Origin of the sequence: Limnohabitans sp. JirII-29 (assembly GCF_003063395.1) — a bacterium.
Taxonomy (GTDB): Bacteria; Pseudomonadota; Gammaproteobacteria; order Burkholderiales; family Burkholderiaceae_C; genus Limnohabitans.
This window is the reverse complement of record NZ_NESB01000005.1, coordinates 202,703-217,075: the sequence shown is the minus strand read 5'-3', so window position 1 is coordinate 217,075 and position 14,373 is coordinate 202,703. Positions and strand designations below refer to the sequence as shown.

Sequence of the window (14,373 nt, the reverse complement as noted above, 5' to 3'; positions counted from 1 at the left end):
GCATCACATGGTGTCTTTAGCGCTGTTCATGACAAGTCGATGGCCTTGTTGGTGGCTGTATGCCTGCATGGGCTTGACAGGTGCGGCGGCATCGCATGCGGATGCGTTGAGGACGTCTTCAGGCCTAGCCCAAGCCAGTGCACCGGTACAGCAAATTCACCAATGGGTTGTGGATACAGGGGATCATCACGCCTTGCCGTTTTTAGTGGTCGATAAAGTTCATGCCACCGTGCATGTGTTCAATGAGCATGCGAATTGGGTTGGCTCTGCGCCCGCATTGTTAGGGGCTGCGCTTGGCGATGCGTCTGCTGCGGATATCGGAGATCGCGCACTGCGAAAAATACGTCCGTTTGAAAAGACCACGCCAGCAGGACGTTTTGAGGCTGCTCTGGACTACAACTTGGCAGGTGACCTCGTGCTTTGGGTTGACTATGCGTCAGCAGTTTCTTTGCATCCCTTGCGCAGTGTGAGCGCGAAGGAACATCGTTATGAACGATTGATCAGTCTGACACCTCTAGATAACCGAATTTCATATGGCTGCATCAATGTGCTGCCTGCATTCTTTGACGAGATCGTCAAACCGCAGTTTGCTCATAGGCCGGGTGTGGTTTATGTTTTGCCGGAAACACGATCTTGGAAATCAGTATTTCTAAAGTCAACTTCTCAAAGTTCTGAAATAGTTAAATAGAGGGCGCTTTCAGCGCAACCCCTCGACACTTTTTGCCAGTGGCGACCAGCGGTCGATTTCGCTGCGCATGTAGCGGGTGAAGGTAGCCATGTCCCAGTCTTGGGTTTCGATATTTTCTTTGGCCAGTTGTTTGAGCGCCGCCTCTGTTTTGAGGCCACGGCGAACTTCCGCATTGATTTTTTCAGCCAGTGCGGGAGACATGCCCGCTGGCCCCGACAAAGAAAACCATGTGGTCGAACTAAGTTCTGGGTAGCCTAGTTCTGCAAAAGTTGGCACATTGGGTTGATCGGGCAGACGTTTGCTTGCGCTGATGGCCAGTGCGCGCGCCTTGCCTGATTTGATGAATGCGCTGGCAGATGTGTAGGTCGTGAAGGTGACTGGAATCTGATTGCCAATCAAGTCGGCAATGGCGGGCGCAGCTCCTTTGTAATTGATGTGTGTTTGGTTGATGTTGGTGCGCTTGGCAAACAGCTCACCTACCAAATGCCCGTGTGTCCCGATGCCTGGTGAGCCCCAGCTCAACCCTTCTTTGAGGGTTTGGCTGTAAGCAATCAGTTCTTTGACAGAGTTCACCGGCAAGCTCGGATGAACCACCAACACCAGCGGTGGGCCACCCATGTAAGCGATGTGTGTGAAGTCGTTGAGCGGGTCCATGCTTTTGTTGGACGCCGGAGCGATCACGTGCGAGCCAATGCCAGACACCACCAAGGTGTAGCCATCGGGGGCAGACTTGGCCACCATTTGGGAGCCGATCACACCACCGCCACCGCCTTTGTTGTCCACCACGAAGGGTTGCTTGAACACTGTTTGCAGGTGTTGTGCGATCAAGCGACCCAGCGTGTCGGATGTGCCACCCGGGGCGTAGGGGACCACGATACGCACGGGTTTGTTGGGCCAGTCGGTGACGCTTGGCTGGGCTTGTAGACCACTGCAAACGAGCCACAAAATGGAGACGCACAGTATTTTTTTCAACACAACGATCCTTTTTGGATGGCTATTAAAAATTAACTGAAATGCTATCATCGTTCCAGAAAGAGGAATGATGTTCCTCTATAAGGAACAAGGAGACTTCTATGCTGAACGCTGAACAAAACGAGCTCGTCACACGCACCAACGCAGGCACACCGATGGGGGAGCTTTTTCGGCGTTACTGGTTGCCCGCCTTGTTGTCTGAAGAGCTGCCTGAGCCAGATTGCGAACCTGTCAGATTGCAACTGCTTGGCGAGCGTCTGATCACGTTTCGAAATACCGATGGGCAACTGGGCGTGATGGACGAGTTTTGTGCCCACCGAGGTGTGTCCTTGTGGTTTGGTCGCAATGAGGAAAACGGTTTGCGTTGTCCCTACCATGGCTGGAAGTTCGATATTCATGGTCAGTGTGTGGACGTTCCGTCTGAGCCTGAAGATAGCCAGTTGTGCAAGCGCATCAAGCTCAAGTCTTATCCCTTGGTTGAGCGTGGCGGGGTGATCTGGATTTACATGGGCCCTCCCGAGTTGCAGCCCGCTCTGCCAGAGTGGGAGTTCGCAACGGTGCCACGCAGCCACAGCTTCACCACCAAGCGTTTGCAAGAATGCAATTGGTTGCAGGCCTTAGAGGGCGGGATCGACTCTAGTCATGTGTCGTTCTTGCATCGCGGCGGGCTCAAGAACGACCCGTTGTTCAAAGGATCCAAAGGCAACGACTACAACATGAACGACTTGCGTCCGCAGTTTGAAGTGGTCGACACCGACGGCGGTTTGTTGATTGGCGTGCGTCGCAAGGCTGAACCAGGCCATTCGTACTGGCGTGTCACACCTTGGATCATGCCTTGCTTCACCATGGTTCCGCCGCGCGCAGACCATCCGATTCATGGGCATTTTTGGGTGCCGATTGACGACGAAAACTGCTGGGCTTGGAGCTTTGACTACCACCCGACTCGACCACTTCACCAAGAGGAGGTGGATGCCATGCGCAACGGCGCTGGTATCCATTGCAAGTATGTGCCAGGCACGTTCATTCCCTTGGCCAACAAAACCAACGATTACCTCATGGACCGACAAAAGCAGCGCAGTGGCGAGCTGTACAGCGGCGTGGAGGGCATTGCGATTCAGGATGCCTCATTGCAAGAGAGCATGGGACCGATCCAAGACCGCACCCGCGAGCACCTGACCTTCACCGACCGAGGGATTGTGCAAACCCGCCGACGTTTGATGGCCGCAGCCAAAGCGCTGGCTGAAAACGGCACGCCACCCCCTGGTAATTTGCCCGAACAACAGAAAATCAGATCGGTTGCCACGGTTCTCCCGGAAACGGCAATTTTTCATGAGGCTGCGCGCGATTCTTTTCGTGCCGAGCCCGGTAAACCGCACACGACGGTATGAAAACACTGGCAGCCGTTGCCCACGCAGCGACGTGCACAGAGCTGCGCGAGTTCGATGTGCCGGCGCCAGACGCGAGCGCGGGTATTTTGGAAGTCGTGACCACTGGGGTCTGCGGCAGTGATTGGGGTTACTACAGCAATTTGCCAGTCTCGCGTGGGCCGTTGATTTTGGGCCATGAAACGGTGGGGCATGTGCGCGCGATCGGATCGATCGCGGCTGGCCGATGGGGCGTGAAAGAGGGCGACTTGGTGGCGCTGGAGGAGTATTTGCCTTGTGGCCATTGCGAGCATTGCCGCAGTGGTGATTTCCGCTTGTGCGATGCCACCGATTGGCGGCTGGGAGGCCTGCGTTACGGCGCGACGGCTTTGTCAGTGTCCCCCGGCTTGTGGGGTGGTTTTGCACGTCATCAGTACTTGCATCTCAACACCGTGTTCCATCGTGTGCCAAGCGGTGTGTCGGCCCGTCATGCGGCACTGGCTTTGCCGCTGTCGAACGGCATTGAGTGGACTTACTTGCAAGGCGGTGCAGGCCCTGGACAAACGGTGTTGATCCAGGGGCCGGGTCAGCAAGGGCTGGCGTGCGTGGTGGCTGCGCGTGAAGCTGGGGCCGAGCAGATCATCGTGACCGGACTGTCAAATCCGACGGACACGCAACGCTTGGCCATGGCCAAACGGTTGGGCGCACACCACACCATCGACATTGAGACCCATGATGTGTTGGAAACCGTGGCCGAGCTCACCCATGGACGCATGGTTGATTTGGTGATTGACTGTGCATCGGGTGGACCGCAATCGGTGGTGAGTGCGATTCGGCTAGCACGTAAAAAAGGCCGCGTCATCCTGGCTGGCCAGAAGCGTCAAGTGATTCCCGAGTTTGAAAGCGATCGCATCATTGCCAATTTCTTGACGGTCAAGGGCATGCGCGGCCACTCTTACCAGTCGGTGGAGTTGGCCTTGCAACTGATTGCTTCGAACAGACACAACGTGTGTGCCATGAGCACGCATGTGTTTGACCTTGGCCAAACCGATTTGGCCTTGCGTTCTTTGGTGGGGCAGGGCGTCGAGGGCGCTATTCATATGACGATTGATCCTTGGGCGTGATGCGCATGTCCAGCCCCCTTCCTGCTGCTGCGCTGTCGTCGGTGACCAATGCCTTGCGCTTGTTAAAGGTGTTCACCGCCGAAGAGCCAGAGTGGGGCATCACCGATTTGGCAAGGCATCTGGGTGTGGCCAAAAGCACAGTTCACCGCTTGGTGAGCAGTTTGGTGCTGGAGGGATTTCTGGAGCAAAACCAGGACAACGGTCGTTACCGTTTGGGCTTGCTGCTCTTTTCGATGGGGACGATGGTGCGACGGCGCATGGATGTGGCGGAGCAGGCTGCGGTGCACTTGCGCCATTTGGCGCAGCAATCCCAAGAGACCGTGCATTTGGCAGTGCTCAATGACGACGAAATTTTGTACCTGCGCAATATTGAAAGCCCGCATGCCATTCGACCAAGGTCTTATTTAGGGGTCAGGATGCCAGCTTTTTGTACCTCTGAAGGGCGTGCAATTCTGGCTCACAGCCCAGCTGCCGTGGTCACTCGTGTTCTTTCTGAAAAGTTAGTCAACAGGACGCCGTTCACGATCACCCACAAGAAAGTCTTGATGGCCAAGTTGGCAGAGGTTCTTGCGCAAGGCTATGCCGTGGATCAAGAAGAAAGCGAACACGCGATGTGTGGTGTCGCTGCCCCGATCTTTGGTGCGAATGGTGAAGTCGTGGCGGCTGTTGGCGTGGTGGGGCCAATACACCGATTAGGCAAGACTCAGTTGCGCAAGTTGGCCCCGCAGGTGACCCGCACGGCACAGACGATTTCAGCCCAACTTGGGTACGACAAGCGCGTGCCATGAAAAGCAAGCCGATCCCGGTTTGGTTGCTGACAGGTTTTTTGGGGTCTGGCAAAACAAGCTTGTTGCTGAATTGGTTGCGCGATCCGGCACTTGCCCATGCGGCCTTGGTGATCAATGAAATCGGTGAGGTCGGAATGGACAACACCTTGGTCGCCTCTGTGGTGGACAGTGCTTCTGTTCTGACTGGGGCTTGTGTGTGTTGTGCCGGTTTAGAAGGGCTTGAAGACACTTTGTCTGAGCTGTGGTGGGACCGGTTGTATCGTCGCCGACCCCGCTTTGATGCCGTGGTGATTGAGACCACAGGCGTGGCTGATCCGCGACCGATACAAGATGCCTTGCGTCGCCATCCATTCTTGCGCGAGCGTTATGCCTTGCAGTCCACGTTATCGACGGTGAGTGCCACCCATGGCTGTGCGCTGCTAGGCTCGTCTCAAGAAGCTGTGGCGCAAGTTCGTGCTGCGGATGTCTTGATCGTGACCAAAACCGATGCGGCTGATCCCAACGAGCTGATCGCGCAATTGATGTTCATGCATTCACAAGCCCATGTGCTGCGATCGGCGCATGCCGGGTTAGGTTGGCGTGATGTGTGCAAAGCCAGTCATCCGTTGCCTGCACAGTCAGATGATGCGTTGTCGTCATCGGTTGGCCCAGCCGTGCATTCGCATGCCTTGCATGCTGACTTTGTGTCCACCCAGGCGTTTGAGGACCTGGCTGCGTTGCATGCCCAGTTGACGTCGTTGCTGTCGGGCGATCTGGTGCGCTTGAAGGGCATTGTGGCGTTGAAGAATGGGCAGATGTGTGCCGTTCAATGGTCTTGGTTGGACACCGCCCTCACGGTCACTGTGCATGAGGGTGTACCACCGGATCAATGGGGTGTGACGTGTATTCGCCAAGCAAAAAGCCACTGACTTGCGTCAGTGGCTTTGCCGGGTTAGAGCGTTTGCGCTAAGTCATAGCAGGGGCACGATCAACAAGGCCACGATGTTGATGATCTTGATCAAAGGGTTGACCGCTGGGCCTGCCGTGTCTTTGTAGGGGTCGCCCACGGTGTCTCCTGTGACAGCCGCTTTGTGCGCATCGCTGCCCTTGCCGCCGTGGTGGCCGTCTTCGATGTACTTCTTGGCGTTGTCCCAAGCGCCGCCGCCTGTGCACATGGAGATGGCGACAAACAGCCCTGTCACGATGGTGCCCATCAACAAACCGCCCAAGGCTTTGGGGCCAAGCACCACCCCGACCAAGATGGGGGCGACCACGGGCAGCAAAGAGGGGATCATCATCTCTTTGATGGCGGCTGTGGTCAGCATGTCCACAGCACGACCGTATTCGGGCTTGGCGGTACCTTCCATGATGCCGGGTATCTCGCGGAACTGGCGCCGCACTTCCTCGACCACCGCGCTGGCAGAGCGACCCACAGCCTCCATGGCCATGGCACCAAAGAGGTAAGGGATCAAGCCCCCGATGAACAGGCCGACGATGACCATCGGGTCGGACAAATCAAAGGTGACGGCTTTGCCCGCGCTCTCAAGCTTGTGGGTGTAGTCGGCAAACAGCACCAACGCGGCCAAACCGGCAGAGCCAATGGCATAGCCTTTGGTCACGGCTTTGGTGGTGTTGCCCACGGCGTCCAATGGGTCGGTCACGTCACGCACGCTGCTGGGCAATTCGGCCATTTCAGCAATGCCACCTGCGTTGTCGGTGATGGGGCCATAAGCGTCCAAGGCCACCACAATGCCCGCCATGCTGAGCATGGCGGTGGCTGCGGTGGCAACGCCGTACAGGCCCGCCAAACTGTAGGCTGCCACGATGGCGGCACACACCGACAGCACGGGCCAGGCGGTGGACTTCATCGAGACGCCAATGCCGGCAATGATGTTGGTGGCGTGTCCCGTGGTGGACGCTTGCGCCACATGTTTGACCGGTGCGTAGTCGGTGCCGGTGTAGTACTCGGTGATCCACACCAACGCAGCCGTCAGCAACAAGCCCACGGCACAGGCACCGAACAAACGCATTTGGGTGCCAGCGCCCAAGGCGTCATCGGGCATCATGGATTTTGTGACAAAGTAGAAAGCGATCAAGCTGAGCAAGCCCGCCACGATCAAGCCTTTGTAGAGCGCTGGCATGACGTTTTTCATGCCGGGGCTGGCCTTGACGAAGAAGCAGCCAATGATCGAAGCAATGATGGACACCCCACCCAGTACCAAGGGATAGAGCACGGCTTGGACTGGGGCGCTGGCGACCACCAAAGCGCCCAGCACCATGGTGGCAATCAGTGTGACGGCATAGGTCTCAAACAAGTCGGCCGCCATGCCCGCACAGTCGCCTACGTTGTCGCCCACGTTGTCGGCAATCACCGCTGGGTTGCGTGGGTCATCTTCTGGAATACCCGCTTCAACCTTGCCCACCAGGTCTGCACCCACGTCGGCGCCTTTGGTGAAGATGCCTCCTCCTAAACGGGCAAAGATGGAGATGAGTGACGAGCCAAAGGCCAATCCGATCAACGGGTTGAGCATTTCAGCCAAATTTTTGTCTGGGGTGAGGTTGCCATTGCCGACCAAGAACCAATAGAAGCCGCCGACCCCCAGCAGTCCGAGTCCTACCACCAGCATGCCAGTGATGGCCCCGCCTTTGAACGCGACATCCAGGGCTGGACCAATGCCATGGGTGGCCGCTTGCGCCGTGCGCACGTTGGCTTTGACGGACACATTCATGCCAATAAAGCCACACGCACCAGAGAGGACGGCACCGACCACAAAGCCGACGGCGGTTTGCATACCCAGAAAGAAAGCAATCAAGATGGCCAAGACCACGCCGACAAAAGCGATGGTTCGGTACTGGCGGGCCAGATAAGCTGCGGCGCCTTGTTGAATGGCCGCAGCAATTTCTTGCATGCGGGCATTGCCGGCGTCCATGGCGAGAATGGAAGATCGGGCCCAGAAACCGTAAACCACGGCAAGCAGACCACAACCAAGCGCAAAAAGAAGCGCAGTGTTGGCAGACATAAGAGAAGTTCTCCTCAGTGTTGTTTCCCAGGAAGGAGGTGCCAACGCTTGGGTTGCATAGGCGCCACCGCTGCGTTGCTTCCTCCAGCCACCGAGTCAAACCCTGCCGCTGTGATTGGCCAACTCGGCCACTTTAAAGCAAAGCTGGAGGGGCGAAAGGCCTGTGAAAGTAAAATCGGGGTTAATCCTTAGCGTTTCTTTCAACCTTCACAACGAGACACCATGTCCTTAGATAACGTCACTCCCGGTAAAAATGTCCCCGAAGCTTTCAACGTGATCATCGAAATCCCGATGAACGCGGATCCTGTGAAGTACGAAGTGGACAAAGAAACCGGTGCCATTTTTGTGGACCGTTTCATGGGTACCGCCATGCACTACCCCACCAACTACGGTTATGTACCCAAGACCATTGCTGGCGATGGTGACCCGGTGGATGTGCTGGTGATTACCCCATTCCCGTTGATCCCTGGTGTCGTGGTGTCATGCCGCCCGATCGGGATCTTGTTGATGGAAGATGAAGGCGGCCAAGACGGCAAAGTGCTGGCTGTGCCAGTGGACAAAATTTTGCCAATCTATAGCCATTGGAAAAAGCCCGAAGATATGAACGAGCTGCGCTTGCGCACCATCGCGCATTTCTTTGAGCATTACAAAGACCTTGAAAAGGGCAAGTGGGTCAAGGTCAAGGGCTGGGAAGGTCCTGAGTCGGCCAAGCAAGAAATTTTGGATGGCATTGCCAACTACAACAAGGCCCACGGCTGAGCCTTGCGCTGACTGACCGCTTTCTGCGGTCAGTTCACCATCACCAGCTTGCCCATCACCCCACGCGATCCCATCTCGGCGTAAGCCTGTTTGAGTTCTGACATAGGCAATGTGTGGTCGATCACGGGCTTGATCTTGCCTTGCTCATACCACTGCAGCAAGGTTTGCATCATGGCTGCATTGGCTTGCGGTTCGCGTCTTGAAAAGTCACCCCAAAACACGCCAACGATGGAGGCGCCTTTGAGCAGCGCCAAATTCCAGGGCAGGGCCGGTATGGGCCCTGCGGCAAAGCCCACCACCAAGTAACGGCCACGCCACGCGATAGACCTGAAGGCGGGTTCCGCCATTTCTCCACCAACCGGGTCATACACCACATCAGGGCCTTTGCCATCGGTCAGCGACTTCAAGGCTTCACGCAGGTTTTGTGTGCTGTAGTTGATGGTGGCATCGGCCCCTTGCGACAGGCACAGCGCGCATTTGGTGTCGGTGGATGCGGCTGCAATGACACGTGCACCTGCGGCCTTGGCAATTTGAATGGCGGCGGTTCCTACGCCTCCCGCAGCACCGAGCACCAAGACGGTTTCTCCTGCTTTGAGTTGACCGCGATCTATCAACGCATGGTGCGATGTGGCGTAGGTCATGATGAAGGCGGCTGCGTCGACCGCAGGAAACCCCTCGGGCAGCGGCATGCACAGCTTGGCTGGGGCCAAGGTATGGGTGCCAAAACCCCCCGTGCCACTCAAACAGGCCACCGATTGACCGATGCGCAAGTGGGTGACGCCTTCGCCCAGGGCTAGTACAACGCCTGCATATTCAGACCCAGGGACAAAGGGCAGGGGCGGTTTCATTTGGTATTTGTTTTGCACGATCAGCAAGTCGGGAAAGTTCAAGCTCGCTGCCTCGATGTGAATCAGCGCTTGTCCAGGTCCAGGCGTGGGCGTGGGGAGTTCTTGCCAATTCAAGGCATCGACACCAATGGGGTTGCTACAAAGCCAGGCGTGCACACAGTTCTCCTATGAATGGGTGTGCGCATGATAGGTGTATGGCGTGCAACCCTACAATTCGTGTCAATCCTCAAGGTTTCCATGAATATTCTGATTTGCAACGACGACGGTTACCAAGCGCCAGGGCTCGTGGCCCTGTATGAGGCGCTCAAAGATTTGGGTCATGTTGAGGTGGTGGCCCCCGAACAAAACAACAGCGCCAAGTCAAATGCGTTGACGCTGCATTCGCCGTTGTATGTGTACCAGGGGCTCAACGGTTTTCGCTACGTCAACGGCACGCCGGCTGATTGCGTGCACATCGCGCTCACGGGCTTGTTGGGCTACAAGCCTGATTTGGTGGTTTCTGGCATCAACGATGGCGCGAACATGGGAGATGACACCATTTATTCGGGCACCGTAGGGGCGGCCATGGAGGGCTACTTATTTGGTATTCCTGCCATTGCGTTTTCGCAAGTTGAGAAGGGCTGGGCCCATTTGGATGCAGCGGCTGTCACAGCACGCACCTTGATTCAACAATTGAGTCATGATGGTTTGACTGGTGCCTCCCCTTGGTTGTTGAACGTGAACATTCCCAGTCGCCCTCTGGATCAAATCAAAGATGTGCGCGTGACCCGTCTGGGGCGCCGTCATGCGGCTGAGCGTGTGATCACGCAGGTCAATCCACGCGGGCAAACCATGTATTGGATCGGTAGCGCAGGGCGAGCCAAAGACGACAGCGATGGCACAGACTTTCATGCCACATTTCAAGGGCATCTCTCGGTAACGCCTTTGCATGTGGATCTGACTGAGCATGCCGAATTGTCGGCGTGGGACCAGCGCTTGACCAAGGCTGTCGAATGAAGCAACGCCCCAGTTTTCCTGCGCGTTTGGATGACGTGGGCAAGTCATCGGCCACGCCCAAAACCTTGCTGGGCGCGACACGTGTGCTGACCCCCCAATCGCCTTTACGTGCTAAGCCAAGTCCTATCGCCAGCCCGACGGGGGTTGGTTTGGATTCGTCAGCGGTGCGCGCTCGCATGGTGCAAAAACTGGCTGAACAAGGCGTGACAGACACGGTCGTGTTGGATGCCATGGGGCGAACCGAGCGGCACCGTTTTGTGGACAGTGCCTTGGTGAATCAAGCCTACGAAGACACCAGCTTGCCGATTGGTCTGGGGCAAACCATCTCCAAACCCAATGTGGTGGCTCGCATGATTGCGCTGTTGCGCGAGGCGCCAGGCTTGCAAGGTCAACCAAGCATGGGCCGTGTGCTGGAGATCGGAACAGGTTGTGGTTACCAGGCGGCAGTGTTGTCGCACGTGGCACGTGAGGTGTACAGCATTGAGCGTCTGCGCGGCTTGCATGACAAGGCACGTGAAAATCTCAGGCCTTTGCGTTTGCCCAATGTTCATGTGATCTTTGGCGATGGCATGTTGGGTTATGCCAAGGGCGCTCCCTACAGTGCCATCATTGCGGCGGCGGGGGGTGAGGCGGTGCCACAAGCTTGGATTGACCAGTTGGCGGTGGGCGGACGCATCGTTGCTCCCATGCAAACCACCAAAGGCCAGCAAGCGCTGGTGGTGATTGATAAAACGCCCCAGGGTTTGCAACAGAGTTTGCTCGAAGCAGTGCACTTCGTGCCTCTAAAATCTGGCATTGCTTGACATGGGAGAACCACGGATGTTGCGTGCTGGAATATGGGTGTTGCTAGCTTCCATGGCTGTTGTTGCCATGTCTGGTTGCGCCACCAAAGGGCGCCCCGCGCCCGTGGAAGACCGTACTTCTGGTGCCTCCGCTGCCGTGGTTCAAGCTTTGCCCGGTGCTGAGAATATGGGCAAACCTGGGTATTACACGGTCAAGCCAGGGGACACGTTGATTCGCATTGGCATGGACCACGGTCAGTCTTGGCGTGATCTGGTGCGCTGGAACAGCCTGGGCAACCCCAATTTGATTGAAACCGGACAAGTGTTGCGCGTCATACCGCCAAACCAGGACACGGGCGTGGTGGTGCGCCCAGTCTTGTCGTCCGCGCCTGTGCAAGCAACGCCTGCCAGTGCGGTGGCTTCTGCTCCGACGGTGCCAACAGCGTCTAAAGCTACAAACGCTGCCGCACCTGCTGCGCCAGACAGCGCCGAAGAGGCCTTACTTTTCAAGTGGCCCACACGTGGCAATTTGCTGGCTGGCTTCGACGAGGTCAAAAACAAAGGCTTAGACATTGCTGGCAAGGCAGGCGACCCAGTGCTGGCAGCTGCGGATGGACGCGTGGTCTATGCAGGCTCGGGTTTGCGCGGGTATGGCAACTTGATCATCCTCAAACACAACAATACCTATTTGACGGCGTATGCCCACAACCAAACCTTGCTGGTCAAGGAAGACCAAGCCATCAAACAAGGTCAAAAAATTGCCGAAATGGGCAACAGCGACGCCGATCAGGTGAAGCTGCACTTTGAAATCCGCCGCCAAGGCAAGCCGGTAGATCCTGCCAAGTACTTGCCTGCCAACTGAGTCTGATATGTTGAACACGGCCGATACGGTGTGGCCTGAACACGCCTTGCACATTGAATCTATGGATCTGGACGCCCAAGGCGTGGCCCACCGCGCCGATGGCAAAGTGGTGTTTGTCGATGGGGCGCTGCCTTTTGAAGTGGTCAGTGCCAATATCCATCGCAAAAAAAACAATTGGGAGCAGGGCTCGCTGATCGAGGTGTTCCGTGAGTCTTCTCAACGCGTGACACCCGGTTGTCCGCACTTTGGCTTGCATGCGGGCGCTTGCGGTGGCTGCAAGATGCAGCATCTGGACGCAACGGCCCAAGTCGCCATCAAGCAACGTGCCGTGGAAGACAACCTTTGGCATTTGGGCAAAGTCAAAGCAGAAACTTTGTTGCGGCCCATCCAAGGTCCGACCTGGGGATACCGTTACCGCGCGCGTTTTTCGGTGCGTTATGTGGTGAAAAAAGGGGTGGTTTTGATCGGGTTCCATGAGCGAAAAAGTCGCTATGTGGCCGATACCCAGCATTGCCCTATCTTGCCCGCACATGTCGAGGCTTTGTTGATGCCTTTGCGCGACATGATCGGTCGCATGCAAGCGCGCGATACCTGCCCGCAAATTGAATTGGCCTGCGGTGACAACGTGACGGCGCTGGTGCTGCGGCATCTGGAGCCGTTGAGTGATGCTGACTTGACATGTTTGCGTGATTTTGCGGCGCAGCACGGTGTGCAGTGGTGGTTGCAACCCAAAGGGCCAGACACAGTGCGCTTGCTAGACGACCGTCAGGTCGAGCAACTCTCGTATGCCTTGCCTGAGTTTGACGTCACCATGCCGTTCAAACCGACCGACTTCACGCAGGTCAACCCTCATATCAACCGCGTGTTGGTGACCCGTGCATTGCGCTTGTTGGATGTTCAACCTCATGAGCGTGTGATTGACTGGTTTTGCGGTTTGGGTAACTTCACCTTGCCTTTGGCCACGCAAGCGCGTGAGGTCTTGGGCATCGAAGGTAGCGAGGCGTTGGTGGCGCGCTCACGCGAGAACTTGGCCTATAACCAAAGCTTGCGCAGCACACCGTTGGCACCCACACAATTTGTCGCGCGTAACTTGTTTGAGATGACGCCTGAGTTACTCACGCAAGACGGTGTGGCAGACAAGTGGCTGGTGGACCCGCCGCGTGAAGGTGCCTTCGCGTTGGCACAAACCTTGGCCACGTTGAAAGAACAACCGGAGTTACGTCAAGGGTGGGTTCCCCCGAAGCGGATTGTGTATGTGAGCTGCAACCCAGCCACTTTGGCGCGCGACGCTGGCTTGTTGGTGAATGTGGCGGGCTACCGTTGTACGCATGCAGGTGCGGTCAATATGTTTCCGCACACAGCCCATGTGGAGAGCATGGCGGTCTTTGAGCTGTCTTGAGGACTTAGCCGCCATGTCTCAATGACGCATAAAAAAAGAGACCCGAGGGTCTCTTTTTTTATGGTCAATCAAGTGCACTTATTCGCGTTCGCCACCAAAAATGCCCAGCAGGGCCAGCAGGCTTTGGAACACATTGATGACATCCAGATACAAGGTCAACGTGGCGCTGATGTAGTTGGTTTCGCCACCATCAACGATTTGTTTGAGGTCATACAGCATGAAAGCGCTGAAGATCAGCATGGACAACATGGAGATCGCCATCATGCCGGCCGAGGAGCCCACAAAGATGTTGATGATGCTGCCAACCATGAGTACCACCACACCGACCGTGAGCCATTTGGCCATGCCAGACAGGTCGCGTTTGATCACGGTGGCCAAGCTGGCCATCAAAAAGAACACACCCGCAGTGCCGCCAAATGCGGTCATCACCAACTCAGCACCGTTTTTGAAGCCCAACACCATGGCGATCATGCGCGAGAGCATCAAGCCCATGAAAAAGGTGAAGCCCAGCAGCACATAGACGCCTGTGGCGCTTTCTTTGGTGCGTTCAATGGCGTAGATGAAGCCAAAAGCACCTGCCAACATCAAAATCATGCCCATCACACCCGACAGCGCGTAACTGATGCCTGTGGCAACGCCAACCCAAGCCCCCAGGACGGTGGGCAGCATGCTCAGTGCGAGCAGCCAGTAGGTATTGCGCATCACCCGGTTGCGTTCTTGGGTGGGTAGCACGCTGTAGTCAAACGCGTGGATTTGATCGTTCATGTCACGGTCTCCTGAAACACCTGCACA

General features: G+C 56.4%; 14 protein-coding genes. 10 read left to right on the top strand and 4 right to left on the bottom strand.

Annotated elements, in window-relative coordinates; translation table 11 throughout:
* Positions 1 to 7 precede the first annotated feature (7 nt).
* Positions 8 to 688 carry a hypothetical protein gene (locus B9Z39_RS10345; RefSeq protein ID WP_233248976.1) on the top strand — a complete coding sequence of 227 codons (681 nt, stop codon included), beginning with the start codon at positions 8 to 10 and terminating at the stop codon, positions 686 to 688.
* A 9-nt stretch (positions 689 to 697) separates the two neighbouring features.
* Here the strand turns inward: B9Z39_RS10345 and B9Z39_RS10340 are convergent, their stop codons facing one another.
* Positions 698 to 1,660 carry a tripartite tricarboxylate transporter substrate binding protein gene (locus B9Z39_RS10340; RefSeq protein ID WP_158269490.1) on the bottom strand — a complete coding sequence of 321 codons (963 nt, stop codon included), beginning with the start codon at positions 1,658 to 1,660 and terminating at the stop codon, positions 698 to 700.
* Between the two features lie 101 nt (positions 1,661 to 1,761).
* On the opposite strand from B9Z39_RS10340, the gene B9Z39_RS10335 reads away from it, so the two are divergent.
* From B9Z39_RS10335 to B9Z39_RS10320, 4 genes are read left to right on the top strand one after another with little or no spacing between them, the layout of a single operon-like run.
* A complete protein-coding gene (locus tag B9Z39_RS10335; RefSeq protein ID WP_108301649.1) occupies positions 1,762 to 3,048 on the top strand; it encodes an aromatic ring-hydroxylating dioxygenase subunit alpha in 1,287 nt (428 codons plus the stop codon).
* Positions 3,045 to 4,148: a zinc-binding dehydrogenase gene (locus B9Z39_RS10330; RefSeq protein WP_108301648.1), complete on the top strand. Its 1,104-nt coding sequence runs from the start codon at positions 3,045 to 3,047 to the stop codon at positions 4,146 to 4,148. The genes B9Z39_RS10335 and B9Z39_RS10330 overlap by 4 nt, the downstream gene beginning before the upstream one ends.
* A 5-nt stretch (positions 4,149 to 4,153) precedes the next feature.
* Positions 4,154 to 4,936: an IclR family transcriptional regulator gene (locus B9Z39_RS10325; protein WP_233248975.1), complete on the top strand. Its 783-nt coding sequence runs from the start codon at positions 4,154 to 4,156 to the stop codon at positions 4,934 to 4,936.
* Entirely contained in the window at positions 4,933 to 5,844 is a 912-nt protein-coding gene (locus B9Z39_RS10320; RefSeq protein WP_108301646.1) for a GTP-binding protein, read from the top strand. Before B9Z39_RS10325 ends, B9Z39_RS10320 begins: the two co-directional genes overlap by 4 nt.
* A 42-nt stretch (positions 5,845 to 5,886) precedes the next feature.
* Here the strand turns inward: B9Z39_RS10320 and B9Z39_RS10315 are convergent, their stop codons facing one another.
* The gene (locus tag B9Z39_RS10315) at positions 5,887 to 7,935 is read right to left on the bottom strand and encodes a sodium-translocating pyrophosphatase (RefSeq protein ID WP_108301645.1); all 2,049 of its coding nucleotides are present in this window, start codon (positions 7,933 to 7,935) and stop codon (positions 5,887 to 5,889) included.
* A 222-nt stretch (positions 7,936 to 8,157) separates the two neighbouring features.
* On the opposite strand from B9Z39_RS10315, the gene ppa reads away from it, so the two are divergent.
* On the top strand, positions 8,158 to 8,694 hold the full coding sequence (gene ppa / locus B9Z39_RS10310) for an inorganic diphosphatase (RefSeq protein ID WP_100144196.1): 537 nt from the start codon (positions 8,158 to 8,160) through the stop codon (positions 8,692 to 8,694).
* Between the two features lie 29 nt (positions 8,695 to 8,723).
* On the opposite strand, the gene B9Z39_RS10305 is transcribed toward ppa, so the two are convergent.
* Positions 8,724 to 9,698: an NADPH:quinone oxidoreductase family protein gene (locus tag B9Z39_RS10305; protein ID WP_108301644.1), complete on the bottom strand. Its 975-nt coding sequence runs from the start codon at positions 9,696 to 9,698 to the stop codon at positions 8,724 to 8,726.
* Positions 9,699 to 9,779: 81 nt separating this feature from the next.
* Between B9Z39_RS10305 and surE the strand changes: the two genes are divergently transcribed.
* From surE to rlmD, 4 genes are read left to right on the top strand one after another with little or no spacing between them, the layout of a single operon-like run.
* Positions 9,780 to 10,538 (top strand): 5'/3'-nucleotidase SurE, encoded by a 759-nt coding sequence (gene surE, locus B9Z39_RS10300; RefSeq protein WP_108301643.1) that lies wholly within the window; start codon positions 9,780 to 9,782, stop codon positions 10,536 to 10,538.
* On the top strand, positions 10,535 to 11,341 hold the full coding sequence (locus B9Z39_RS10295; RefSeq protein WP_100144202.1) for a protein-L-isoaspartate(D-aspartate) O-methyltransferase: 807 nt from the start codon (positions 10,535 to 10,537) through the stop codon (positions 11,339 to 11,341). The genes surE and B9Z39_RS10295 overlap by 4 nt, the downstream gene beginning before the upstream one ends.
* Before the next feature lie 16 nt (positions 11,342 to 11,357).
* Complete coding sequence (locus B9Z39_RS10290; RefSeq protein WP_199172907.1) at positions 11,358 to 12,182, top strand: peptidoglycan DD-metalloendopeptidase family protein; 825 nt, start codon at positions 11,358 to 11,360, stop codon at positions 12,180 to 12,182.
* Positions 12,183 to 12,189: 7 nt separating this feature from the next.
* Positions 12,190 to 13,581 (top strand): 23S rRNA (uracil(1939)-C(5))-methyltransferase RlmD, encoded by a 1,392-nt coding sequence (gene rlmD / locus B9Z39_RS10285; protein ID WP_108301642.1) that lies wholly within the window; start codon positions 12,190 to 12,192, stop codon positions 13,579 to 13,581.
* 78 nt (positions 13,582 to 13,659) lie between these two features.
* Here the strand turns inward: rlmD and B9Z39_RS10280 are convergent, their stop codons facing one another.
* Positions 13,660 to 14,346: a Bax inhibitor-1/YccA family protein gene (locus B9Z39_RS10280; RefSeq protein ID WP_100144208.1), complete on the bottom strand. Its 687-nt coding sequence runs from the start codon at positions 14,344 to 14,346 to the stop codon at positions 13,660 to 13,662.
* Between the last annotated feature and the right edge of the window lie 27 nt (positions 14,347 to 14,373).

Bases quoted from the DNA above. Each gene is read 5' to 3' on its own strand.
- B9Z39_RS10345 (WP_233248976.1), top strand. From the start codon at position 8: ATGGTGTCTTTAGCGCTGTTCATGACAAGTCGATGGCCTTGTTGGTGG.
- B9Z39_RS10335 (WP_108301649.1), top strand. From the start codon at position 1,762: ATGCTGAACGCTGAACAAAACGAGCTCGTCACACGCACCAACGCAGGC.
- B9Z39_RS10330 (WP_108301648.1), top strand. From the start codon at position 3,045: ATGAAAACACTGGCAGCCGTTGCCCACGCAGCGACGTGCACAGAGCTG.
- B9Z39_RS10325 (WP_233248975.1), top strand. From the start codon at position 4,154: ATGTCCAGCCCCCTTCCTGCTGCTGCGCTGTCGTCGGTGACCAATGCC.
- B9Z39_RS10320 (WP_108301646.1), top strand. From the start codon at position 4,933: ATGAAAAGCAAGCCGATCCCGGTTTGGTTGCTGACAGGTTTTTTGGGG.
- B9Z39_RS10315 (WP_108301645.1), bottom strand. From the start codon at position 7,935: ATGTCTGCCAACACTGCGCTTCTTTTTGCGCTTGGTTGTGGTCTGCTT.
- ppa (WP_100144196.1), top strand. From the start codon at position 8,158: ATGTCCTTAGATAACGTCACTCCCGGTAAAAATGTCCCCGAAGCTTTC.
- surE (WP_108301643.1), top strand. From the start codon at position 9,780: ATGAATATTCTGATTTGCAACGACGACGGTTACCAAGCGCCAGGGCTC.
- B9Z39_RS10295 (WP_100144202.1), top strand. From the start codon at position 10,535: ATGAAGCAACGCCCCAGTTTTCCTGCGCGTTTGGATGACGTGGGCAAG.
- B9Z39_RS10290 (WP_199172907.1), top strand. From the start codon at position 11,358: ATGTTGCGTGCTGGAATATGGGTGTTGCTAGCTTCCATGGCTGTTGTT.
- rlmD (WP_108301642.1), top strand. From the start codon at position 12,190: ATGTTGAACACGGCCGATACGGTGTGGCCTGAACACGCCTTGCACATT.
- B9Z39_RS10280 (WP_100144208.1), bottom strand. From the start codon at position 14,346: ATGAACGATCAAATCCACGCGTTTGACTACAGCGTGCTACCCACCCAA.